Consider the following 21,034-nt stretch of genomic DNA (forward strand, 5'->3'; position numbering starts at 1 on the left):
CCACGGGTTCCGCCTGCGCCACCGGCTCAGGTCTCGGCTTCACCCGACGACGGAGGTAGTCGATGTCCCGTCGCACCGGGGAGGTGTTGAGCGGCACGGCTCAGAGGTCGATTCTGAAGTCGCGTGCCACGCCGGCGAGCCCACCGGCGTACCCCTGCCCGAGGGCGCGGAACTTCCAGTCCGAGCGGTGCCGGTACAGCTCGGCGAGGAGCAGCGCCTGGCTGCTGCGGACCTCGGCGATCGGCACGTCGAAGCGCACGAGCTCCCGACCGTCGGGCGTGGCGACGCGGACGAACGCCGAGCGCACAGGCGAGAAGTCGCCGGGACCGCGGACGTCGGGGTCGATGTAGAGCAGGAAGGCGATCTTCGACACGGCGTCCGGCACGCGCGACAGCTCGACGTCGATCTCCTCGTCGTCGGCCTCGGACGAGAAGGTGACCGCGCCGTCCTGGCTCTCGACCTGGTTGAAGAACACGAGGTGGTCGTCGGACAGCGCCTTGCCGTCGTCGCCGCACATGATCGCCAGCGGCACGGGTTCGCTCTGCGGTCCGCGGCTCGCGATGACGTCCCAGCCGAACCCGATGAGCACGGCGTCGAGACCGGGGTTCTCGGCGGTGAGCGCGGCGTTCGCGCCCGCGATCAGCGACGCCATCAGTGCGCACCCAGCACGAGACCGGCGTCGGGCTCCTGGAACTTGTCGGAGAGGAACCGACCGTGCGTCGAGAGTTCGGCGATCGCGCCGATGCGGATCTGGTTGAGGAGGTCGCGGATGGTCTCCTCGATGAGCTCCAGCTGACGGGCGAAGACGATCGTGCTGCGGGAGTCGTCGGTGCGGTCCGCGGCCGGCAGCGCGAGGAAGGAGCGCAGCGGGCTCGGGAGGTAGTCCGTCACCATCGCGGCGAGGAGCACGCGCTGCTCGGTCGACGCACCCTGGTCGGCGATGGTCGCGACGACGAGGCGCAACTGGTCGTCGATCTGTCGGAGCTGCGAGGTGAGCAGCGTGGGGAGGTCGCGCCCCACGGAGCGCACCGAGTCGCGGAGTTCGTCGAGGTGCCGGGCCGTCTGCTCGTCCTCGGTCTCACCGACGGGCGCCGGCGTGGCGTCGACGACGCCGAGCGGCTCGGCCCCGCCGGTCCGCAGTGCGTTCAGCAGTCGTCCGAATGCCATCCCTCGTCCCCCTTCGTCCTCAGCGACCCGTGCGCCCGATCACCCGAGCGTGAGGCTACCGCAGTTCGCGCTGCTCGGCCTGACGGCTGCGCTCGAGGTACGGCTTCGCCTTCTCGAGACCAGACTCGAGCGCGTTGACGGTGCCCTCCATGTTCTTGGCGGCTTCGGCACGGAAGGTGTCGATCGCGTCCATGGTCTGGAAGACGTTGTCGAACGCGCGCTGCAGGGTCTCGACGCTGACACCCGCGGTGGAGGCCTGCTGGTGGATGCGCGTGGTCTGGTCCTTCAGCATCTCGCTCGTCTGCAGGATCATGTTGTTCGTCGTGGTGTTGATCGCGTCGATCTGGTCGAGGACCATCTTCTGGTTCGCGAGGGCCTGCGCGACGACGACGGCGGTCCGCAGGGCGGCGATCGTCGTGGTGCGAGCGCGGTCGACACCCTTGATGAGCTCGAGGTTGTTCTTGCGGATGAGGTCCATCGCGAGGTAGCCCTGCACCGAGACGGCGAGCTGCGTGAGGATGTCCTGGTGGCGCTGGCGGACGGGGAAGAGGACGTCGGCCTCGAGCTTCTGGGCTTCCTCGATGCGTCCGGAGGAGCGGGCTTCGTCGATCTTGGCGACGCAGGCGGCGTCGAGCGCCTTCGCGAAGACGGCGTACTCACTGAGCGCCTGCATCGTCTCCCAGAGCTGGACCTTCTCGCCGGCGAGGGCGGCGTTGTCCTTCAGGAGCTCGTCCTGGCCGGCCATGAGCGACTTGATGATCTTGTCGAGCTGGGTCTGCGCGGACTCGTACTTCTGGAAGTACTTGGCGAGCTTGTTGCCGCCCGGGATGAACCCGAGGATCTTGCGGCCGACGCCGAGGTCCGCCTGGTTCGGCGTGAGGTCCTCGACGGTGCTGCGGAGGTCGCCGAGCGTGGTCGCGACCTTGATCTGCGCGCTGTCACCCGAACGCTTCGCACCGGCGACCGAGGTCGACGAGCGGTCGAGCATGCGGGAGGAGTACCCGCTCGACTGCACCATCTCCTTGCCGCCGATCTGGGAGATGCCCTCGATCTTCTGCGTGAACTCGGGCGAGCGCGGGTCGAGCGTCGCGACCTCCGTCACGAAGGAGCGCGCCTGCTGCTGGATCTCCGTCTGGCGCTCCGCCGGGACGGGGACCATGCCCGGTGCCTCTTCGGCCTGCACGACGTCCGGTGCATCCGGAGCGTGCAGCACGAGGGAGGCTGCTGCCTGTTCGTTGGCGTCTGGCGGAGTGAGTGGCGTGCTCATGCGGTCGACCTTGCTCTCGTGTGTGGCTTGCTCGTGGTGGAGGCGTCGGTGCTCAGCCGAGCGGGACGCCGAAGTCGCCGGCGATGCCGGCGAGACCGGTGGTGTAGCCCTGGCCGACGGCCTTGAACTTCCACTCGGATCCGTTGCGGTAGAGCTCCGAGAACAGCATGGCGGTCTCGGGGGCGGCGTCCTCGCTGAGGTCGAAGCGGACGATCTCGGTGCCGTCCTGGTCGACGATGCGGCAGTACGCTCCGCGGACCTGGCCGAAGTTCTGGCGACGCTCGTCGGCCTTGTCGATCGACACGGCGATGATCACGCGCTCGACGTCTGCCCCGACCGCGTTCAGGTCGACCGAGATCTGCTCGTCGTCGCCCTCGCCGTCGCCGGTGCGGTTGTCGCCGAGGTGCTTGACGGAGCCGTCCGCCGAGGCGGGCTGGTTGTAGAAGATGAAGTCGGCGGAGGAGCGCACCTTGCCGTTCGCGCCGACGAGCAGCGCGGAGGCGTCGAGGTCGAAGGCCTCACCGCTCGTGGTGCGCGGGTCCCACCCGAGACCGACCGTCGCGACCGTCAGGCCGGGGCTGGTCTTGGTGAGCGAGAGGTTGTTGCCCTTTTCGAGGGTGAGTCCTGCCATGGTGATCGCTTCTCCTTCGGAACTGCGCTGGCGCGCGGGGGACTGCTGCGGGTGGTGCTCAGAGGGCCTGGGCGGCCGGGCCGAGGAGGTCCATGACGGAACGCCCGTTGGCGCGCTCGCCGATCGCCTTGAAGGTCCAGCCGTTGCCCTCGCGCGAGACCTTCGACATGATCATCGCGGTGTGCGGACCGGAGTCGGTGAGCTGGTAGCGGGCGACCTCGGGCGAGCCGGGGGTCGAGTCGTCGATGATCCGGCTGAAGGCGTTCTGCACGGTGTCGAAGGTCTGGCGGCTGTAGCTGCTGATCACGAAGACGATCTGCTGGACGGACGGGGCGACCCTCGAGAGGTCGACGAGGATCGTCTCGTCGTCGCCGTCGCCGGCACCCGTGAGGTTGTCGCCGGTGTGGCTGGCCGAGCCGTCCTTGCTCGCGAGCTGCTGGAACCAGATGGTGTCGAGCACCTTGCCGGTGGCGTCGAAGAAGATCGCTGAGGCGTCCAGGTCGATGTCGGGTGCGGACGAGCGGCCGAAGAAGCCGCGCTTCACCGGTGCGACGCCGTCCCAGCCGAGACCGAGGCGGATCCGCGTGAGCGAACCGCCGTCCTGCTTCGTCAGTGAGAGCGACTGGCCCTTTTCCAGACTCAGACCCATGGTTCCGTCTCCTAGATGCTTCATCGTGTTGCTGGTGGTGAGGTGTGGGACGTGCGCCCCCGGCCGAAGCTGGGAGCGCACGTCCACGTTATCGGTTCAGCCGGGCGAGCGCCCGGATTCCCGGTCCGTTCAGAGCAGGCCGCGGGAGTCGGAGCTCTTCGCCTGCAGCTCGTGGGCCCGGGCGAGCAGCCGCTGGAGCTCCTCGTCGTCGGCCGCCTTCGCCTGGTGCTTGGGCTTCAGGTTCGCGAACGACTTCTGGCGCTCGACCATGCGGGTGTAGCTCGTCTCGAGTTCGACCTCGTCCACGTGGTGACCGTCCGGGATGTCCTCCGGGGAGTCGGCGTGGTCGACGATCTTCTTCGCCTGGGTGCGGGCGTCGCTGATGATCGTGTGTGCACGACCGGCCGGGCTGAGGAGCGAGGCGAGGACCGTGACGGTCAGGATGCCGATGATGACGATGAGCGACAGGCCAGTGCTGATCTCGAACACCGGGATGTGCTCGCCACCGTTGAGGAACGGCAGGGTGTTCTCGTGGAGCGCGTGCAGGACGAGCTTCACACCGATGAAGCCGAGGATCGCCGCCAGGCCGTAGCTCAGGAAGATGAGGCGGTCGAGCAGGCCGTCGATGAGGAAGTAGAGCTGACGGAGGCCGAGCAGCGAGAACGCCGTCGCGGTGAAGACGATGTACGGGTTCTGCGTGAGGCCGAAGATCGCGGGGATCGAGTCGAGCGCGAAGAGCAGGTCGGTGCCGCCGATGGCGACCATGACGAGCAGCATCGGCGTGAGGACCTTCTTGCCGTTCTCGATGGTGACGAGCTTGTCGCCGTCGTAGCGGTCGGTCGTCTTGAAGAGACGCTTGGCGAGACGGATGACGAAGTTGTTCGCGTCGTCGCTCTCCTCCTCCGGGCGGAGGAGCTTGATCGCCGTGAAGATGAGGAACGCGCCGAAGATGTAGAACAGCCAGGACCAGGCGTTCACCGCGGCGGCACCGAGGAAGATGAAGCCGGTGCGGGCGATGAGGGCGAAGACGATGCCGAAGAGGAGCACCTTCTGCTGGTCGGCCCGCGGCACGCGGAAGCTCGACATGATGATGAGGAAGACGAAGAGGTTGTCGACCGACAGGGCCTTCTCCGTGATGTAGCCGGCGAAGTACTCGGATCCGAGTGTGCCACCGCCGAAGAAGAGGACGCCGAGGCCGAAGACGATGGCGATACCGACGTAGAGGGCCGACCACTTCGCGGCTTCCGGCAGCGTCGGCTCGTGGGCCTTGCGCACGTGGAAGATGAAGTCGAAGGCGAGGAGGGCCAGAATGCCGACGATCGTCAGCAGCCAGACGTATCCGGGGATTTCCATGGGCTGTGTTCTCCGCAGCGCTCGAGGTGGGGGACGGGTGATGTTTAGTTGGTGCCGTCCCACTATATAGTTGGTATGGTCGAACCAACACCCGAACGCACGTATTCAGAAAGAATTCAGCTATGAGCGATGACGTCGACCCCGCCGAGGCGGGAGCCGTCATCCAGGCGTCCCTCGCGACGGTGCTCCGGTGGTCCACCAGGGCCGACAACCGGCGTTCACTGCACGACGCCGAGGGTGCCGCCCTCACCGCCACGGACGCGTGGCTCCTCGAATACGTCATCACCGCCGGGCCGATCCGCATGTCCACGGTCGCGGGCTGGATGGACGTCGACAAGTCGACCGCGACGGCCGAGGTGCGTCGCCTCGAGGAGGGTGGTCTCGTCGTCCGGGCGACGGATCCGAGTGATCGCCGCGCGGTGCTCGTGAGCGCGACGGAGGAGGGACGGACCGCCCTCGAACGACACCGGCAGGCGGCGCAGCAGGTCTACAACACCCTCGTCGGCAAGTGGAGCGAGCGCGATCGAGCGGAACTCGCCCGGTTGCTCTCGCGGTTCGTCGACGAGTTCTCCTGGGTCAGCGACGCCGTCTCGCAGCACAACGCGAGTCGCTGACTCGGACGGCCTCACGGGTCGACGCGCACCGGGATCGGTCCCGTCCGCTCCGCCCGCGGCCCGTACACCCAGAAGCGGTAGAGCACGAAGCGGAACGCGGAACCGAGGGCCAGCCCGACGATGTTCGCCGACACGTTGTCCGCCAGCGGCGTCGTCAGGTGCATCGCGTCGTGGGAGACCCAGAGGCAGGCCAGGGCGATCGCGCCGCCCGCGAGACTCACCAGACCGAATTCGAGCGCTTCGCGGGCGACGTCCGAGCGCCGATGCGCGCGGAAGGTGAGGAGCCGGTTGCCCACCCAGTTGGCCACGATGGCGAGCGTCGTGGAGATGCCCTTCGCCACGAGCAGCCCGGAGGTGCCGGTGTGGAGGAACACGGTGTACGCGAGGAGGTTGAAGACCCCGACGTCGACGAGGAAGCCGGCGCCGCCGACGAGGCCGAAGGCGGCGACCTCGCGGACGATCGGTCGCCGGAGCAGCGCGCGCGGATCGGGAAGGGCTCGGATCACCATCGCGTCACGACCTGACCAGCTCGAAGACGATGCTGCGGTGGACGGGGATCCGCTGCTCGACGTGGTAGCCGAGCGCCTCCAGATCCGCCACGTTCGGAGAGGTGCTCGAGCCCTCGACGACCCAGACGGTGTCGTGGCCGATGAGCCGGTCGTGGATCTCGGACAGCGGCGCGGCGAGATCCCAGAGCTCGGGGCGGTCGCGGTAGCTCGTCTCGAGCGCCACGTCGTCGAGGCCGGCGAAGGCCTGCGGGTAGAGGTCGATCGCGAGCCGCGACTTGCGCGAGGGCTTCACCGACTGGTCGAAGACGACCGCGTCGCCCGGCGAGGCATGGGCCTGGACGACCTCCGCGGTCTGCCGGAGGTCGCTGCCGTCGTCCTTCGCGAACGGGCCGCGCTGTTCCGCGAGGACCGGGATCGCGAGCGCCAGCACGAGCGCGACACCGACCGCGGTCGCCACCGCGCGGTCCACCCGCTTCGGCAGGAGGTCGACGATCGTCCGGAGTCCGAGCGCCATCATGATCGCGACGGCCGGGACGCAGAAGGTGACGTAGCGCAGGTTGTACATCGGCGTCACGAGGGTGTTGCCGATGATGAGCAGCGCGGTCGGTGCGAGCGCCCAGACGGCGATCATCGCCAGGGCGCGACGCTGCCGGGACGATCGGCGCACCACGAGGACCCCGATGGGAGCGAGCACGATGAGCAGCCACGCGAGCACGGCGAACGCCGGCGTCTGGAACCACTGGCCGACGAGCACCGATTCCGGCGTCGCGTAGTCCCGCCTGCCGAGGAACGCGATCTGCTCGCGCTGCGCGATGCCCGCGATCACGATCGGAGCGCCGAGGACCAGTGCACCGACCAGGGACCAGCCCCACGCTCGCATCACCCGCCGCCCGGGGCGTTGGAGCACCATCCACGTGGCGTGCACGAGGAGGAGCATCGCGAGGTACAGGAACAGGTACATCGAGGCGGCGCTCGCGATGGCGAAGAGCGCCCAGCTGCGGCGTGACGTGGACCGGCGGCGCACGAGCGACACGAACCAGACCGTCAGCCACACGACCGCGGCCATGCCCAGCGCATAGGAGCGCGTCTCGGCGCCCATCCGTGTGACCTGGGGGATGACGGCGAACACGAGGCCCGCCGTGATGCCGATCGCCGGGGTGAAGATGGACCGCGCGAGCACGACCGTGCCGGCCGCGGCCAGACCGACGCCGATCGCGCTCGGGAACCGCGTGACGGCCTCGGCGGTGCCGAAGGCACCGGTCCAGACGTGCAGGAACGCGTAGTACAGGCCGTGGACGGCGTCGATGTGGCCGATCATCCCGAACATGACGGGGAGGGGGCGTTCGGCGGCGAGGACGCTCGCCGCCTCGTCACCCCAGTACGACGGCGTGCCGATGCCGATGAGCGAGACGAGGGTGGCGAACAGGCCGACGACCCAGGGTGCGGCGCGGCCGCCGAGGAGGGTGTGGAGGGCGTCCCACCGACGGCGCGAGGGCGCGGTCGGGACGGTGATCGTCGCAGTCATGGGTTCCCCTCGGACGCGACAACCTGGCGCGTCGTCTCATCGTCCGCCGCTCGGATGAACGCCAGCAGAGAGATTCCTGAGAGGCCGCGGGGGATCCTGCCGGGACCCGACGGCAGGAGCCCGGCCGCCCCGGTGGGGAGTTGTCCCCATCGCGCGGCAACGGCGCGCGGGACAGACTGCTGGAGTCCGCCGCCGAAAGGAATCCCGATGCAGCTCTCCCGCGTCACCGCCCTGATCACCCTCCCCGTCGCAGCCATGCTCGTGCTGGCCGGATGCTCCACGCCGTCGGCCCCCGACGCGAAGCCGACGGAGAAGGCTTCGTCGTCTGCGACGTCGAAGCCGACCTCGACCGGATCGGCGGACGGTGAGGTCACCGAGCCTGGAGCGCAGGTCGGGATCGATGAGCCGATCGTCTACGAGTCGCAGGGCACCGACGGCGTCACCGCGCTCATCAGCGCGAAGCTGACCGAGGTCACCCCCGCGACGGCCGACCAGGTCGCGTTCCTCAAGACGCAGTTCGACGGCGGGGAACTCGACGGCTACGACATCACGCTCATCCGGCTCGAGATGACCAAGGTGTCGGGCGACCCGGTGGCGTTCAACAGCGACGCGACCTCCTTCTCGCCCGTCGACGCCGATGGCGAGAAGGTCCAGGAGGCCACGCTCATCGGGTGGGACGAGTGCGGATCCGAGTCGTTCACCGAGGAGTTCGACGCTGGCGCGCCGATCACGCAGTGCTACGTCGCGGCGGCTCCCGCCGGTGGCAAGGCTCCGGCCGGCCTCATGTACGACGGCGGCTTCACCGACCCGAACCCGTACGACTCCTTCGACGGCGACCCGATCCTGCTCATCAAGGACTAGCTGCACTGCAGGCCTGAGTGCCCTTCGACAGGCTCAGGGACCGGAGCGTCGCGGGTGAACCTCTCCCGGCTCACTGAGCCTGTCGAAGTGCCCGCGAGGAACCCGCATCGTTCCGGGCACACCTCTCCCGGTCACTGAGCTTGTCGAAGTGCCCGCGAGGAACCCCATCGTTCCGGGACACCTCTCCCGGTCACTGAGCTTGTCGAAGTGCCCGCGAGGAACCCGCATCGTTCCGGGCACACCTCTCCCGGTCACTGAGCCTGTCGAAGTGCGCACGAGGAACCCTTCGACAGGCTCAGGGACCGGAAACGGTCAGAACGGTGCGGGATCCGGTTCCGTTCGATGGTGCTTCCCGTCGGGCGTTGTCCAGTCGAGGACGCCGCCGGGCCGGTGGTCGAGGTTCCACCCGGGCAGATGCTTCATCCGGTGGTGATGTCGACACAGGCAGGCGAGGTTCCCGACATCCGTCGTCGCCGCCGTCCTCCCAGGCGACCGAATGATCGAGGTCGCAGGCCCGGGCTCGCCTGCCGCAGCCCGGTGCCCGACAGGTGCCGTCCCGCAGGCGCACCGCGCGCTGCAGGTCGGCCGGGAACGCGGTACTGATTCCGCCCGACCGAGAGGACCGCGCCGGTTTCCGGTTGGACGAGGATCCGGGTGAAGCTGGGCGCGTTCACCGCGATACGGGCCGCGGTCTCGGGGTCGATTGGCCCGTACCCGTCGAGCGTCGCCGGGGCGTCGCTGACGCCGGCCATAGCTGAGCGCCGGGACGGTGATCTGCACGGTCGGCTTGATGTGCTCCTGGACCTCGATCGGGTGCGGGAGCACCGGGCTCGACATGACGTCCTCGGGCGTGACACCGGTCAGGGCGAGCGCCGCGAGGGCATCTGCCTGCAGCTGGGCGCACGTGCGAGTGTCGCCCGCCTTGCGTGACTCCGCGGCGGCTGCTTCGACGCGCTCGATGATGCCCTGATACGACCCGCCTCGAGCGAGGCCAGCACGGCGGGTGCGTCGTTCACGAGACGCTCGGCATCGTTCGTCGCCCGCTGCACCGTCTGCTCAGGCGTTCGGGTTGCCATCGCGAGGGCTGCGCAGGTGGAGCGGCGCGACAGGGCCAGTCGCTCGGCCGGCGGGAACACGGCCGGAACGACCGAGTCGGCGAGCGCGTCCGCATATGCGGCAGAGCGAGCCAGCAAGCGCGCTTCTCGCGCATCGAGAGCCGCCCGCAGCCGGTGGATCTCCGCGTACTCGTCCGAGAACTCCACCAGCTGCTGAGTTGGGGGACTGTGGAAGTTGCTCGTGTGCCCTTCGACAAGCTCAGGGACCGGAAGAAGATCACCGGAGCAGGAGGTCCCTCGTGGGCCCTTCGACAAGCTCGGGGACCGGAGGAAGATCACCGGAACGGGAAGCTCCTCGTGTGCCCTTCGACAGGCTCAGGGGCCGGGGGAGATCGGCCGGATTGGCGGGGTTTTCCGTGGGCCCTTCGACAAGCTCAGGGACCGGGGAGGGGAGCCAGGGACCGGGGGAGGGGAGTCAGGGACCGGAGGAGGGGGGTCAGGGACCGGGGGTGAGCCGAGTCGGCGTCCCGCAGACAGACGAACGCCGGTGACCCGAGCGGGGCACCGGCGTTCGTGTGATCGGGAGGTCAGTTCTTGAACGCGTCCTTCACGTTCTCACCGGCCTGCTTCACGTCGGACTTGGCCTGGTCGGCCTTGCCCTCCGCGACGAGCTTGTCGTTGTCTGTCGCCTTGCCGACGGCCTCTTTGGCCTTGCCCGCGAGGTCTTCGGCGGCGTTCTTGATCTTGTCTCCTGCGCTCATATGGTGCTCCTCACATGTTCTTCGGGCTGTCGATCCGCACTGATCGAATCCGACAGGGCGACCTGGTGGACGCCCTTCACTTCTACACCCGGGAGCTCCACGTCCGGGCGGGGCTCCAGCAGACTCCCAGAGAACTCCCCGGACCACACAGCACCAGTGCACCCGTCGTCGGTTCGTCCTCGACTGCCAGGACCCCGGCCATCAGACCACGCCGCTCGTGCCGAGCAGGGTGCCGATCGCGAAGGTGGCTGCGAGGGCGAGCGCTCCGCCGACCACGACCCGGACGGTCGGGCGGAGCGCCGGGTTGCCGCCGATCCTCGCGCTCGTGAAGCCGGTGAGCGCCAGCGCGATGAGCACGACGACGAAGGTGATCGGGACGCGCACCTCGGGCGGCGGCAGCAGGATCGCGAGCAGGGGGAGCAGCGCCCCGACCGTGAAGGCGAGCGCCGAGGCGCCGGCGGCCGCCCACGGGCTGACGACCGCGTCCTCGGTGATGCCGAGTTCGGCCTCGAGGTGCGCCGTGAGCGGGTCGTGTGCGGTCAGCTCCTCGGCGACCCGCCTCGCGGTCGTCGGCTGGAGCCCCTTCGCCTCGTAGATCCCGGCGAGTTCCGCGAGCTCCGCCTCGGGGTCGTCGGAGAGCTCCCGCCGCTCCTTCGCGATGAGGGCCCGCTGACTGTCCCGCTGGCTGCTCACCGACACGTACTCGCCGAGGGCCATGGAGATCGCACCACCGACGAGCCCCGCGACACCCGCTGCGAGGAGCGGGGCGCTGTCGGTCGTGGCACCGGCGACACCGACGACGAGGGACGCGACGGAGACGATGCCGTCGTTCGCGCCGAGTACACCAGCACGGAGCCAGTTCAAGCGGCCCGCGAGGTCACCGCGATGCGGTTCGTCCGGGTGGGCGCCGGGTGGTGGTGATGAGCTCATGGATGCATCCAAGCACCGCGCGGGCCGCCCGCGCAGGGTTCCCGGCCGATCCGCTTGCCCGATCGCCTAGACTGGAGGCTGGTGCGCCGGGAAGTCTGGTCGGCGGGCGATCGATCGGGATCGCTCTGCTGCTCGACCGAACCCTCCCCCGAAGGATCCGTATGCCCGACGCTCACCGCTCCCACGACCTGCCGGCCGACCAGGCCCCGCACTCGATCTGGCGTGGCATCCACCAGACGCTCCAACAGGACACCGTCGGTGGCGCCCTCCTCGTCGTCGCCACCGCACTCGCGCTCGTGCTCGCCAACACCGGCGCTTCCGAGTTCTACCTGAGCGTCCGGGACTTCACCTTCGGTCCGGAGGCGCTCCATCTGAACCTCTCCATCGGTGCCTGGGCGGCCGACGGACTCCTCGCGATCTTCTTCTTCGTCGTCGGGCTGGAGCTCAAGGAGGAGTTCGTCGCCGGCAAGCTCCGGAACCCCAAGACCGCCGCGCTCCCCATCGCCGCTGCGGTCGGTGGTGTGGCCGTGCCCGCCGTCATCTACGTCCTCGTGAACCTGAGCGCCGGGCCCGACGCACTGCAGGGCTGGGCGATCCCGGCCGCCACGGACATCGCGTTCGCGGTCGCGGTGATCGCGGTGGTCGGCAAGTTCCTGCCGCCGGCACTGCGCACCTTCCTGCTCACGCTCGCCGTGGTGGACGACCTCATCGCCATCAGCATCATCGCGATCTTCTACACCGACCACATCGAGTTCCTGCCGCTGGCGCTCGCCGCGGTGCCGCTCGCCATCTTCGCCGTGCTCGTCCAGCGCGGCGTCCGGGCCTGGTGGGTCCTCATCCCGCTCGGCCTGTGCACCTGGGCGCTCATCCACGCGTCCGGTATCCACGCGACCGTCGCCGGCGTGCTGCTCGGCTTCATGGTGCCCGTCTTCTCGACCAAGCGTGCCCGCGTCCAGGTGGGGACCACCGCGGAGGGGCGTCCGATCTACGAAGGCCTCGCGGCGCACTTCGCCGATCGCTGGAGCGTCGTCTCCACGGCGGTCGCCGTCCCGATCTTCGCGTTCTTCTCCGCGGGCGTGGTCATCGGCGGGCTCTCCGGGCTCGTCGAGTCCTTCCAGGACACCATCGCGCTCGGGATCATCGCCGGGCTCGTCCTCGGCAAGCCGATCGGCATCCTGGTGACGACGTTCCTCGTCACGCGCCTGCCCGGTCTCGGCCTCGACCCGTCGATCCGTTGGGTCGACCTCGTCGGCATGGCGTTCGTCGCGGGCATCGGATTCACGGTGTCGCTGCTCGTCGGTGAACTGTCCTTCGGGGTCGGCAGCGAGTCCGACGACCACGTCAAGGTCGGTGTGCTCGCCGGCTCGCTCATCGCCGCCACCATCGGTGCCGCGATCCTCGCCGCCCGCAACCGCGTCTACCGGCGGGCGGTCACGGTTGGAAGTAGTACGCCGAGTGCAGGCGGCAGCCCGGATTGAACCGGGCGTCGCAGTTCGGGCAGCCGTCGACTTCCAGGTAGCGGTCGATCGTCAGTTCCGTCGAGCACACGCCGCACAGGATCGCCTCGCGGTCGCGCTGCTCGCGCGGCCACTGCTCGGCCGGGTGGTCGGCGCACTCCGCGTGGCACAGGTGGCACGGGTAGTACTCGCCGCAGCAGGCGAAGCGGATCGCGATGACGTCGAGCGCGGTCGCGTAGTGGACGCAGCGCGTCTCGTCGTCGACCGTCTTGCCGAGGACGCGCACGGTGTCGTCGCCGCTCATCGGACGCCCCGGGCGGTGAGGGCCTCACCGAGCTCGTCGGCGTGCTTCAGCGACACCACGAGGAACGGCACGACGAAGGTCACGAGGTTCGACCCGGCCCCGCGCGCCCGCTGCGCTTCCCGGACGCTCGTGGCCAAGCGGGCGAGGACGGGCACCGTGTTGATGGCGACGGCGAGCATCAGGGCGATGCGCGAGGGGTCGACACCGAAGCGACCCAGGGGCTGGAGGACGCGCTCGAAGGCGTCGAGCAGGTCGGCGACCCGCGTGCTCAGCACCAGGAGCGCCGCGAGCAGGATGGCGGCGACGATCCGGGAGGTGTTCGACACGGCGGACTCGACGTCGAGGAACAGCAGTTGGCCGGCCACCGTGATCGTGATGATCCAGCGGATGAGCAGGAGCTGCCGTCCGAGCTCGCCGAGGCCGAGGCCCGAGACGAGGTAGGCGAGGACGGTCACCGTGGTGGCGATGCCCGCGGTCCACCAACTCGTCGGCAGGAGCGAGATCGCGAGCACCACGACGAGGATGCCGAGCGCCTTCGGGCCGGCCGGCGCGCGGTGGAGCCAGCCGGAGCCGGGACGGTAGAGGGTGATCACGCGGTCACGCCCGCAGACTCGCGCGGTAGGCCGCGATCACGTCGTCCGGTGCTCCCTGCGCGACGACCCGCCCACCGTCGAAGAGCAGCGCGGTGTCGCAGCGGGCGGCGAGCTCCAGGTCGTGGGTGACGAGGAGGAGCTGATGGCCCGCCTCGGGGTGGAGGAGGTGGTCGGCGACGGCGGCGCTGTTGCGGGCGTCGAGGTAGGCGGTGGGTTCATCGGCGATGAGCAGCGCCGGCCGGCGGATCACGGCCCCGCAGAGCGCCAGCAGCTGCTTCTGGCCGCCGGAGAGTTCGTAGGCGGACCGGTCGGCGAGGGCAGTCAGGCCGAACTCGTCGAGCGCATCGGCGACCTGCGCGGCGATGTCGGCCTTCGACGCCTTCGTGCCGCGGAGGGAGAACGCGACGTCCTCCGCCACCGTCGGCATGACGATCTGCGCGTCCGGGTTGCTGAACACGATGCTGACGAGTCGTCGAAGGGTCGCCGTGTCCTTGGCTGCGTCGACCCCGTGGACCTGGACACTGCCGGCGGTCGCTCGCGTGAGGCCGCCGACGAGCCGGGCGAAGGTGGACTTGCCCGAGCCGTTCGCGCCGATGACCGCGATGCGCGCGTCGTCGAGGTGGAGCGTCACGTCGTCGAGTGCGACGGTGTCGCCGAGACGTGCGGTGACGCCGTCGAGACGGATGGCGGATGACTGGTCGATGTCCCCGATCATCGCACGACCTCGAACACCGCGGCGACGCCGAGACCGCCGCCGACCGAGGCCGCCGCCACCCCGATCGTGCCCGCCGGAGCCCCGCCGCGGACGAGCCGCGAGAACAGGCGGACCACGGCGACCGCACCGCTCGCGCCCCACGGATGACCGAGCGCGAGGGCGCCACCGTCGGCGCAGAGACGCTCGTCGTCCTCGGCGACACCGAGTCGGTCGAGCACGGCGAGCGTCTGGGCCGCGAACGCCTCCACGATCTCGAACGCGGCGACCTGCGCGAGGTCCACGCCGGCCCGATCGAGGGCGTCGAGGATCGCCGGCGCGGCCCCGATCCCCGGCAGTGCCGGGTCGCAGCCGACGACGGCGTGCGCCCGGACGGCGAGACCGGGCGTCGTGCTCCCGTGGGCGGGCCCGCCGGGCATGACGAGCACGGCGGCCGCACCGTCGCTCACCCGGCAGGTGTTGCCTGCGGTGAGGGAGCCTTCGGAGAAGAGCGGGGTGAACCGGGGGAGGAGCCGCTCGATCCCGCTGCGCGGCGCCTCATCGTGCTCCGCCGCCCCGACCAGCGCGACGAGCTCGTCGGTGAACCGCCCGGCGGCGACGGCGCTCGCCGCACGGTGCGTGCTCCGCGCCGCGTAGGCGTCCTGGCGTTCGCGGGAGATCCCGTCGTGCTCGGCGAGGTCCTCCGCGGCCCTGGTCATGTCGGGGTCGTGCCAACCCGCCGGTGCGAACGGTGCGCGTGCGTAGGCGACGCCGTCGACGGAGCGGGTCGGCGCGGTCGACGCGCTCTCGACACCGCCGGCGATCCGTGGCCGATGGTCGCCGGCGCTGATCGCCGTGGACGCCTCGATGATCGCCGCGAGGCCGCTGCCGCACTGCCGGTCGACGGTGAGCCCTGGAACGTCGAAGCCGAGGCCGGCCCCGAGCGCGGCGACGCGGGCCGGGTTGCCGCCGGGGCCCATGCAGTTCCCGAGGACGACGTCCGCCACCACCGGCGGCAGGCCCAGGACGTGCGTCGCGTCGTCGTGCACGGCGCGGACGACGGGGACCGCCAGCTGCTCGACCGTGAGTGCGGCGAGGGCGCGCCCGCGCGTCGCGATCGGCGTCCGTCGGGCCGCGACGATGCGCGGGAGGGCGTGCGACTCAGTCAAGGGACGCCACCGTCCCTGCCGCGAGTCGGTCGGCGAGCTCCGCGCGGGCGGCCTTGCCGGTGACGGTGCGGGGCAGCTCGTCGACGACGAACCAGCGTCGGGGCCGATGGGTCGGCGGCAACAGCGGTGCGAGGGCGTCGCGGAGCATCGCGCGGGTCGGACGCGCGCCCGGGTGCAGTTCCAACACGGCCGTCACGAGCGATCCGACCCCGGCGTTCGGCAGACCGAGCACGACGGCGTCGTCCACCTCGTCGAGTCGGCGCAGAGCCTCCTCGACATCGGCGGGGATGACGGTCGCCGCGGCCGTGAGGATCGCATCGTCGGATCGGCCGAGGAGCGTGACGATCCCGTCGTCGATCCGTGCGCGGTCGCCGACGGTGGACCAGTCGCCGTCGCGTCGGAGCGGGCCCGAGCCCCCGAGGTACCCGGTCGCGACGAACGGCGATCGGACCCAGAGGACGTCGTCGTCGCGGACCTCGAGCTCGACGCCGGGGAACGCGCGGAGGCCCGGTCGATCCGGATCGACACCGTCGTCGACCGCCACGAAGGAGAGCTCGGCGGCTCCGTAGTAGGACACGACACGGATGCCGAGGTCCTCCGCCCTGGCGCGGAGTCCGGGGTCGAGTGAGGCGCCTCCGATCAACGCCACCCGCAGGCGGGGCGGCACCTCGCCGTCGAGCAGTGCCCGGAGGCCGTTCGGGGTCCCGTGGAACCGGGTCGCGTCACGGGCGTCGTCGGGGGTGAGCGCGTGGGTGGTCGGGAGGGCGAGCGAGCAACCGACGGCGGCCGCATGGGCGACCGAGAACAGCGACAGCGACGACGCGGGCGGCGACGACAGCGCCAGGACGTCGTCCGGCCCGAGGTCGAGCAGCGCGCCGACGGCCGGGAAGGAGTCCGCCCACGACGCGGCGGTCCTGAGCACGATGCGCGGCTCGCCCGTGGTGCCGGAGGTCAGCGTCGCCCACCCCTGGCCAGGCTGTGGACCGGACGCGGTGCTGCGGTCGCGGACGGAACGCCAGTACGACTCGCTCCACCGGTCGTCGCCGATCAACGGCACGCCGCCGGCCGCCCGCACCTCGAGCGCCCGACGGACGAGGTCGGTCGGCGCCCCGCCGCGCAGCGGGACGAGGTGCCCTGGACGCACGGTCATCCGATCCGGGCGGGCTCGCCGGGACGCGTGGAGCCGGCGCCGGCCGCGTTGCGGAACGCGCGCGGGTAGGCGCGGGCGAGCGTCATCGTGATGACCGTCGCGAGCACGACCTTCACGAGGTCGCCGGGCACGAAGACGAGGCTCTGCAGGGCGGTCTCGCCGAGTGGCAGGCGGGTGACGAGCGACTGCACCGGGATGCCGAACGCGTAGATGACGCCGATGCCGCCGACGAAGACGCCGAGCGCGGTGCGCCACCAGCGCAGCCGACTCCCGCCGGCGTGCACGATGAGCCCGATCACGAAGACGCCGACGATCCAGCCGAGGAGATATCCGGCACTCGGTCCGACGAAGACGCCGATCCCGCCGCGACCGCCGGACAGGAGAGGGAGGCCGATGGCGACGAGCGCCAGCAGCACCAGCATGGAGAGCATGCCGCGCCACGGGCCGAGGATCGCGCCGGCGAGCATGACGCCGAGGGTCTGCGCCGTGATGGGCACCGCGCCGAGCACCGAGAACGCGCCGGGCAGGCCCAGGGCGGCCACGATGGCGGCGAACACGGCGATGCGTGCGATGTCGGTCGCGTCGATCCGGAGTCTGCTCATGCTGGGTCCTTCGTCGGGATGGTCGGTTCGCCTGGGGCGGGTGGATCGCACCTGAACGGTGTTCACCTGAACAGCGTTCACTATAGTGGTGCTCATGTCCGGTCCCGAAACAGTGCGTCGCCATCGGCGCGACGATGTGGCTCAGGTGGCCCTCCGCATCCTCGACGATCACGGCCTGGCCGACCTCACGATGCGCCGCCTCGCCGCGTCGCTCGACGTCCAGCCGAGCGCGCTGTACTGGCACTTCGAGAACAAGCAGACCCTCATCGCCGAGCTCGCCGACCGGATCGTCGATGCGCACCCGGCACCGGGTGACGCGGTGTCCGAGGCCGGTTCCGACTGGCGCGAGCGGACGCGCGTGGAGGCGGAGGCGCTGCGCGACGCCCTCCTCGCCTATCGCGACGGCGCCGAGGTGGTGTCGAGCACCTACGCGCTCGGGCTCGGTTCCGGGCGGGCGCTCACCCGGCTGACGGACGCGGTGTCGGTGGCCGGGTTCGACGAGGCGACGAGTCGACGTGCGGGCACGGTGCTGCTCCACTTCATCCTCGGGCACGTGTCGCACGAGCAGCAACGGATGCAGTACGACAGCGTCGGCGTGCTGGCTGACGCTGCGACGGATCCGCTCGGCCAGGAGGACCAGGCACAGGCGTTCGCCTTCGGGGTCGGTCTCCTCGTCGACGGCCTGGCGGCGCTCTCCGTCCGCTGACGGCTCGTCGTGCGCGATAGCACAGGGTGGATGGAACCGCCCACCGTCTGGATCGGCGGCGGCCCACGGTAGCGTTGGTGCAGGCAGGACGCGAGGGAGGCAGGCGATGGCGAAGGGTGATGACGACGACGTCGACATCGTCATCGACGCCTGGGCGAACGCGCTGCCCGACGTGGACTTCGCACCGCTCGACGTGGTGTCCCGCCTCCGCCGGCTCGTGCCGCACCTGCAGGAGGTCCGACGCCTGTCGTTCGCCGCGAGCAACCTGCGGCCGTGGGAGTTCGAGTTCCTCTCCATCCTCCGCCAGCACGGAGCGGACGGGCTGACGCCGTCCATACTCGCCACCCGACTGGGCATCACGAGCGGCAACCTCGCGAGCCAGCTCGATCGTCTGGCCGCTCGCTCGCTCGTCGCCCGGCAGAAGAACGAGGCCGACGGCCGGAGCAAGATCGTCGTCCTGACGACCCTCGGTCAGCAGCGGGTCGACGAGGCGATGCGGCGGCTGGTGGACGACGAGAACGCGATGCTCGCCGGGCTCAGCCATGAGCAGGTGGCCGTGCTCATCGAGAGCCTCCGGGTCATCGGCGCGGCGCTCGAGCGTCGGTAGGGGTCTGGGTCGAGGTTCCGGACCTGCCTCAGAACCGCAGGTCGGACGGCCCGCTCAGCTCGATCCAGGTGTCGGTGTCCGGGCGCACTGTCGCGGGAGCCGGCTCGAGGACGTCGGCGGAGGCGAGGGCGCCGAAGTCGAGACCGGTGAGGCTCGCGAGGTCGAGGATCGGCAGCTGGAAGGTCCGGAACGGGCCGAGTGGGGGCACGGCGGTGGCCTCGTGCGTGTCGTCGATCGCACTGGACCGGCCGAGGTCGAGGTCGTCGAGCTGCGCCGACTGGTCGAGGAGGTAGCCGCTCGCCGCGAGCGCTCCGTCGTTCGACCACGCCGCCACCTTCCAGAACCGGCGTGGGATCTGCACGCCGCGGTAGAGCGGGTCCGTGTCGGCGAACACCGGCCCGGTGAAGACCGACAGCCGCCGGCGCCCGGCCGAGGCGTACTCGAGGACGAGGTCCTCCAGGCCGTTCCAGAGCTCGAGTGACTGGTTGAAGTCCGCAGCCTGCGGGGCGGCGTTCGTGTAGCAGAAGGTGTCGACGTTGGCCTGCCGGGCGATCTCGACGGGCCCCCAGACCGGGTCCCTCCGCCGCACGAGGTGGCCGCGGTCGAGGTCGTTGCGGGCGTAGAGCTCCGGGCCGGCCTGCTCCTCGACCGGGACGCGGTCGTCGAGGTGCCAGTCGTCGCCGCGCCCGAGGTCGAGGAGGGCGGCGCCGTCGATGTCGACCCCGGTCGCGGCTGCCAGGCGGCGGTCGGGGTCGAGGAGCACGGTGAAGTGCGTGTAGTCGAGACGGCGGAGGCGCGCCAGCTCGGCGGGATCGGTGGGTGCCGGGAGCTGCAGCTGGTCGGCGAGGTCGAGGAAGCCTGAATCGAAGCCGGTCATGGCAATGAGTCGATCATGAATCCGATCGAATCGGAACGGGGGACCCGCCCGATGGCCACGACGTCACCGACCGTTCACGATCATGCACCCGTTCCGCAACAAATGAGAGCGCTCTCTTGACCTCGTCCAACCCAGCGCTTAGTGTGTCCTGCATGCCCGTGGGAACGTTCCCACGGCGTCGCGCCGCGGATCCCGGATGGGTGGCCGGCCGACACCGAAGCGCACACACAAAGGAGTGACTGTGAACAGCAAACGCCGCGGCATCACCGCCGCATCCATCGCGGGGGCATCGATCCTCGCCGTCCTGGCCTCGGGGTGCAGTTCCCCCGCCGGCAGTGGCGGAGACGAGAAGATCACCCTCTCGGTCACCACGTTCGGCACCATGGGCGTCGACGCCAACTACGAGCAGTACATGGAGGAGCACCCCAACATCACCATCGAGGCCACCAACCTGGAGGGTGGTGGAGCAGCGCGCGACGACGCCTACGCCAAGATCGCCGCCGGAACCGGCCTCAGCGACGTCGTGGCCATCGAGGAGGGCTGGCTCGGAACCATCTCCGAGGTCAGCGACTCCTTCGTCGACCTTCGCGACTACGGCATCGAGGACGTCAAGGACACCTGGCTGGACTGGAAGTACGAGCAGGGCACGGACGCCGACGGGCGCGTGATCGGCGCCGGTCTCGACATCGGACCGCAGGGCATCTGCTACCGCGGTGACCTGTTCGCGGCAGCCGGTCTGCCGAGCGAGCGCAGCGAGGTCGCTGCGTACTTCGGCGGCGAGGACGCGACCTGGGACCGTTTCTTCGAGGTCGGTGAGGAGTACGTCGGTGCCACCGGGAAGGCGTTCTATCACAGCCCCCGGTTCTTCTGGAACTCCTTCGTGAACCAGCAGGAGGAGGGCTACTACAAGGCCGACGGCGAGACCCTGAACATCGAGGGCAACGACGTGCTGAAGGAGCAGTTCGCGAAGATCGTCGAGGCCGAACAGGCCGGGCTCGGTGCCGGTCTTCCCGGCTGGGACGTCGGCCCGGAGGCCAAGGAGGGCAAGTTCGCGACCTACATGTGCCCGAGCTGGATGCTCGGCATCGTGCAGGGCTACTACGACGAGGGCACGACCGACAGTGGTTGGGACTTCGCCGACGTGATGCCCGGCGGCGCTGCCAACTGGGGCGGTGCGTTCCTCGGCGTCGCCGAGAACTCCGAGCACAAGGAGGAGGCGGCCGAGCTCGCCCTCTGGCTCGCATCCCCTGAGGCGCAGGCCGCATCGTTCGAACTCGCCGGTCCGTTCCCGAGCACGCTCGACGGCCAGGAGCTCGTGAAGGACTCCACCAACCCGTTCTTCAACGACGCACCGGTGGGCGAGATCTTCGCCGCGCGGTCGGAGGGGGTCGTGGCGCAGGTGAAGGGTCCTGAGGACTCCAACATCCAGGACAACGTGTTCGGTCCGATCCTCGACCGGGTGAGCCAGGGCGAGATCACCGATGGTGACACCGCCTGGAACGAGGCGCTCAAGCTGCTCGACCAGCTCGTCGGCTGACCTCCTCTCCGACGCAGCT

Annotated in this window: 23 protein-coding genes; 6 read left to right on the forward strand and 17 right to left on the reverse strand. The window is 70.0% G+C overall.

The genetic code is table 11. The features are described from left to right. Window positions 1–100 precede the first annotated feature (100 nt). From AC5JOC_RS09395 to AC5JOC_RS09420, 6 genes are all read right to left on the reverse strand, one after another. Window positions 101–652 carry a TerD family protein gene (locus AC5JOC_RS09395; protein WP_064295863.1) on the reverse strand — a complete coding sequence of 184 codons (552 nt, stop codon included), beginning with the start codon at window positions 650–652 and terminating at the stop codon, window positions 101–103. Further along, complete coding sequence (locus tag AC5JOC_RS09400) at window positions 652–1,167, reverse strand: hypothetical protein (RefSeq protein ID WP_079704609.1); 516 nt, start codon at window positions 1,165–1,167, stop codon at window positions 652–654. Before AC5JOC_RS09400 ends, AC5JOC_RS09395 begins: the two co-directional genes overlap by 1 nt. A 55-nt stretch (window positions 1,168–1,222) precedes the next feature. Beyond that, window positions 1,223–2,434: a toxic anion resistance protein gene (locus AC5JOC_RS09405; protein WP_079704610.1), complete on the reverse strand. Its 1,212-nt coding sequence runs from the start codon at window positions 2,432–2,434 to the stop codon at window positions 1,223–1,225. Between the two features lie 52 nt (window positions 2,435–2,486). Next, window positions 2,487–3,065, reverse strand: coding sequence for a TerD family protein (locus AC5JOC_RS09410; protein WP_079704611.1), 579 nt, complete (start codon window positions 3,063–3,065; stop codon window positions 2,487–2,489). Window positions 3,066–3,123: 58 nt separating this feature from the next. Next, the gene (locus AC5JOC_RS09415) at window positions 3,124–3,714 is read right to left on the reverse strand and encodes a TerD family protein (protein ID WP_079704612.1); all 591 of its coding nucleotides are present in this window, start codon (window positions 3,712–3,714) and stop codon (window positions 3,124–3,126) included. Between the two features lie 129 nt (window positions 3,715–3,843). Continuing rightward, window positions 3,844–5,067: a TerC family protein gene (locus AC5JOC_RS09420; protein WP_079704613.1), complete on the reverse strand. Its 1,224-nt coding sequence runs from the start codon at window positions 5,065–5,067 to the stop codon at window positions 3,844–3,846. Window positions 5,068–5,189: 122 nt separating this feature from the next. Between AC5JOC_RS09420 and AC5JOC_RS09425 the strand changes: the two genes are divergently transcribed. After that, window positions 5,190–5,681, forward strand: coding sequence for a MarR family winged helix-turn-helix transcriptional regulator (locus tag AC5JOC_RS09425; RefSeq protein ID WP_086472760.1), 492 nt, complete (start codon window positions 5,190–5,192; stop codon window positions 5,679–5,681). 11 nt (window positions 5,682–5,692) lie between these two features. On the opposite strand, the gene AC5JOC_RS09430 is transcribed toward AC5JOC_RS09425, so the two are convergent. Both AC5JOC_RS09430 and AC5JOC_RS09435 read right to left on the reverse strand, forming a co-directional pair. Beyond that, a complete protein-coding gene (locus AC5JOC_RS09430) occupies window positions 5,693–6,190 on the reverse strand; it encodes a GtrA family protein (RefSeq protein WP_494246292.1) in 498 nt (165 codons plus the stop codon). 4 nt (window positions 6,191–6,194) lie between these two features. Then, window positions 6,195–7,715, reverse strand: coding sequence for a glycosyltransferase family 39 protein (locus AC5JOC_RS09435; protein WP_494246293.1), 1,521 nt, complete (start codon window positions 7,713–7,715; stop codon window positions 6,195–6,197). Window positions 7,716–7,922: 207 nt separating this feature from the next. On the opposite strand from AC5JOC_RS09435, the gene AC5JOC_RS09440 reads away from it, so the two are divergent. Continuing rightward, window positions 7,923–8,576, forward strand: coding sequence for a hypothetical protein (locus tag AC5JOC_RS09440; RefSeq protein WP_079704617.1), 654 nt, complete (start codon window positions 7,923–7,925; stop codon window positions 8,574–8,576). A gap of 1,642 nt (window positions 8,577–10,218) precedes the next feature. Here AC5JOC_RS09440 and AC5JOC_RS09445 read toward each other — a convergent pair. Together AC5JOC_RS09445 and AC5JOC_RS09450 are read right to left on the reverse strand one after the other, a co-directional pair. After that, complete coding sequence (locus tag AC5JOC_RS09445) at window positions 10,219–10,392, reverse strand: CsbD family protein (protein ID WP_079704619.1); 174 nt, start codon at window positions 10,390–10,392, stop codon at window positions 10,219–10,221. Between the two features lie 201 nt (window positions 10,393–10,593). Next, the gene (locus tag AC5JOC_RS09450; protein WP_192004206.1) at window positions 10,594–11,322 is read right to left on the reverse strand and encodes a VIT1/CCC1 transporter family protein; all 729 of its coding nucleotides are present in this window, start codon (window positions 11,320–11,322) and stop codon (window positions 10,594–10,596) included. Between the two features lie 161 nt (window positions 11,323–11,483). Between AC5JOC_RS09450 and nhaA the strand changes: the two genes are divergently transcribed. Beyond that, on the forward strand, window positions 11,484–12,800 hold the full coding sequence (gene nhaA / locus AC5JOC_RS09455; RefSeq protein WP_079704621.1) for a Na+/H+ antiporter NhaA: 1,317 nt from the start codon (window positions 11,484–11,486) through the stop codon (window positions 12,798–12,800). On the opposite strand, the gene AC5JOC_RS09460 is transcribed toward nhaA, so the two are convergent. From AC5JOC_RS09460 to AC5JOC_RS09485, 6 genes are read right to left on the reverse strand one after another with little or no spacing between them, the layout of a single operon-like run. Further along, the gene (locus AC5JOC_RS09460; protein WP_494246294.1) at window positions 12,754–13,083 is read right to left on the reverse strand and encodes a CHY zinc finger protein; all 330 of its coding nucleotides are present in this window, start codon (window positions 13,081–13,083) and stop codon (window positions 12,754–12,756) included. The two genes, nhaA and AC5JOC_RS09460, sit on opposite strands and share 47 nt — an antisense overlap. After that, window positions 13,080–13,676: an energy-coupling factor transporter transmembrane component T family protein gene (locus tag AC5JOC_RS09465; RefSeq protein WP_124768225.1), complete on the reverse strand. Its 597-nt coding sequence runs from the start codon at window positions 13,674–13,676 to the stop codon at window positions 13,080–13,082. Before AC5JOC_RS09465 ends, AC5JOC_RS09460 begins: the two co-directional genes overlap by 4 nt. Window positions 13,677–13,680: 4 nt before the next feature. Continuing rightward, a complete protein-coding gene (locus AC5JOC_RS09470; protein WP_229939330.1) occupies window positions 13,681–14,391 on the reverse strand; it encodes an energy-coupling factor ABC transporter ATP-binding protein in 711 nt (236 codons plus the stop codon). After that, window positions 14,388–15,536, reverse strand: coding sequence for a thiolase family protein (locus tag AC5JOC_RS09475; RefSeq protein ID WP_494246295.1), 1,149 nt, complete (start codon window positions 15,534–15,536; stop codon window positions 14,388–14,390). Before AC5JOC_RS09475 ends, AC5JOC_RS09470 begins: the two co-directional genes overlap by 4 nt. Beyond that, window positions 15,529–16,686, reverse strand: coding sequence for a class I adenylate-forming enzyme family protein (locus AC5JOC_RS09480; RefSeq protein ID WP_494246296.1), 1,158 nt, complete (start codon window positions 16,684–16,686; stop codon window positions 15,529–15,531). Before AC5JOC_RS09480 ends, AC5JOC_RS09475 begins: the two co-directional genes overlap by 8 nt. Continuing rightward, on the reverse strand, window positions 16,683–17,288 hold the full coding sequence (locus tag AC5JOC_RS09485; protein WP_192004212.1) for a biotin transporter BioY: 606 nt from the start codon (window positions 17,286–17,288) through the stop codon (window positions 16,683–16,685). Before AC5JOC_RS09485 ends, AC5JOC_RS09480 begins: the two co-directional genes overlap by 4 nt. Before the next feature lie 94 nt (window positions 17,289–17,382). Here AC5JOC_RS09485 and AC5JOC_RS09490 point away from each other — a divergent pair, with 94 nt between their 5' ends. Continuing rightward, the gene (locus AC5JOC_RS09490) at window positions 17,383–17,994 is read left to right on the forward strand and encodes a TetR/AcrR family transcriptional regulator C-terminal domain-containing protein (RefSeq protein ID WP_159877011.1); all 612 of its coding nucleotides are present in this window, start codon (window positions 17,383–17,385) and stop codon (window positions 17,992–17,994) included. A gap of 106 nt (window positions 17,995–18,100) precedes the next feature. Then, complete coding sequence (locus tag AC5JOC_RS09495) at window positions 18,101–18,601, forward strand: MarR family winged helix-turn-helix transcriptional regulator (protein ID WP_079704629.1); 501 nt, start codon at window positions 18,101–18,103, stop codon at window positions 18,599–18,601. Window positions 18,602–18,629: 28 nt separating this feature from the next. On the opposite strand, the gene AC5JOC_RS09500 is transcribed toward AC5JOC_RS09495, so the two are convergent. Further along, window positions 18,630–19,478 carry a DNA/RNA non-specific endonuclease gene (locus AC5JOC_RS09500; RefSeq protein ID WP_494246297.1) on the reverse strand — a complete coding sequence of 283 codons (849 nt, stop codon included), beginning with the start codon at window positions 19,476–19,478 and terminating at the stop codon, window positions 18,630–18,632. A gap of 235 nt (window positions 19,479–19,713) precedes the next feature. Here AC5JOC_RS09500 and AC5JOC_RS09505 point away from each other — a divergent pair, with 235 nt between their 5' ends. Further along, window positions 19,714–21,015 carry an ABC transporter substrate-binding protein gene (locus tag AC5JOC_RS09505; RefSeq protein ID WP_139382359.1) on the forward strand — a complete coding sequence of 434 codons (1,302 nt, stop codon included), beginning with the start codon at window positions 19,714–19,716 and terminating at the stop codon, window positions 21,013–21,015. Window positions 21,016–21,034 lie beyond the last annotated feature (19 nt).

The sequence above is a fragment of the Plantibacter sp. genome (genome assembly GCF_059073635.1).

Bases quoted from the DNA above. Each gene is read 5' to 3' on its own strand.
- AC5JOC_RS09480 (WP_494246296.1), bottom strand. From the start codon at position 16,686: ATGACCGTGCGTCCAGGGCACCTCGTCCCGCTGCGCGGCGGGGCGCCG.
- AC5JOC_RS09500 (WP_494246297.1), bottom strand. From the start codon at position 19,478: ATGACCGGCTTCGATTCAGGCTTCCTCGACCTCGCCGACCAGCTGCAG.
- AC5JOC_RS09435 (WP_494246293.1), bottom strand. From the start codon at position 7,715: ATGACTGCGACGATCACCGTCCCGACCGCGCCCTCGCGCCGTCGGTGG.
- AC5JOC_RS09415 (WP_079704612.1), bottom strand. From the start codon at position 3,714: ATGGGTCTGAGTCTGGAAAAGGGCCAGTCGCTCTCACTGACGAAGCAG.
- AC5JOC_RS09395 (WP_064295863.1), bottom strand. From the start codon at position 652: ATGGCGTCGCTGATCGCGGGCGCGAACGCCGCGCTCACCGCCGAGAAC.
- AC5JOC_RS09450 (WP_192004206.1), bottom strand. From the start codon at position 11,322: ATGAGCTCATCACCACCACCCGGCGCCCACCCGGACGAACCGCATCGC.
- AC5JOC_RS09470 (WP_229939330.1), bottom strand. From the start codon at position 14,391: ATGATCGGGGACATCGACCAGTCATCCGCCATCCGTCTCGACGGCGTC.
- AC5JOC_RS09405 (WP_079704610.1), bottom strand. From the start codon at position 2,434: ATGAGCACGCCACTCACTCCGCCAGACGCCAACGAACAGGCAGCAGCC.
- AC5JOC_RS09400 (WP_079704609.1), bottom strand. From the start codon at position 1,167: ATGGCATTCGGACGACTGCTGAACGCACTGCGGACCGGCGGGGCCGAG.
- AC5JOC_RS09445 (WP_079704619.1), bottom strand. From the start codon at position 10,392: ATGAGCGCAGGAGACAAGATCAAGAACGCCGCCGAAGACCTCGCGGGC.
- AC5JOC_RS09410 (WP_079704611.1), bottom strand. From the start codon at position 3,065: ATGGCAGGACTCACCCTCGAAAAGGGCAACAACCTCTCGCTCACCAAG.
- AC5JOC_RS09440 (WP_079704617.1), top strand. From the start codon at position 7,923: ATGCAGCTCTCCCGCGTCACCGCCCTGATCACCCTCCCCGTCGCAGCC.
- AC5JOC_RS09485 (WP_192004212.1), bottom strand. From the start codon at position 17,288: ATGAGCAGACTCCGGATCGACGCGACCGACATCGCACGCATCGCCGTG.
- AC5JOC_RS09430 (WP_494246292.1), bottom strand. From the start codon at position 6,190: ATGGTGATCCGAGCCCTTCCCGATCCGCGCGCGCTGCTCCGGCGACCG.
- AC5JOC_RS09420 (WP_079704613.1), bottom strand. From the start codon at position 5,067: ATGGAAATCCCCGGATACGTCTGGCTGCTGACGATCGTCGGCATTCTG.
- nhaA (WP_079704621.1), top strand. From the start codon at position 11,484: ATGCCCGACGCTCACCGCTCCCACGACCTGCCGGCCGACCAGGCCCCG.
- AC5JOC_RS09460 (WP_494246294.1), bottom strand. From the start codon at position 13,083: ATGAGCGGCGACGACACCGTGCGCGTCCTCGGCAAGACGGTCGACGAC.
- AC5JOC_RS09495 (WP_079704629.1), top strand. From the start codon at position 18,101: ATGGCGAAGGGTGATGACGACGACGTCGACATCGTCATCGACGCCTGG.
- AC5JOC_RS09490 (WP_159877011.1), top strand. From the start codon at position 17,383: ATGTCCGGTCCCGAAACAGTGCGTCGCCATCGGCGCGACGATGTGGCT.
- AC5JOC_RS09425 (WP_086472760.1), top strand. From the start codon at position 5,190: ATGAGCGATGACGTCGACCCCGCCGAGGCGGGAGCCGTCATCCAGGCG.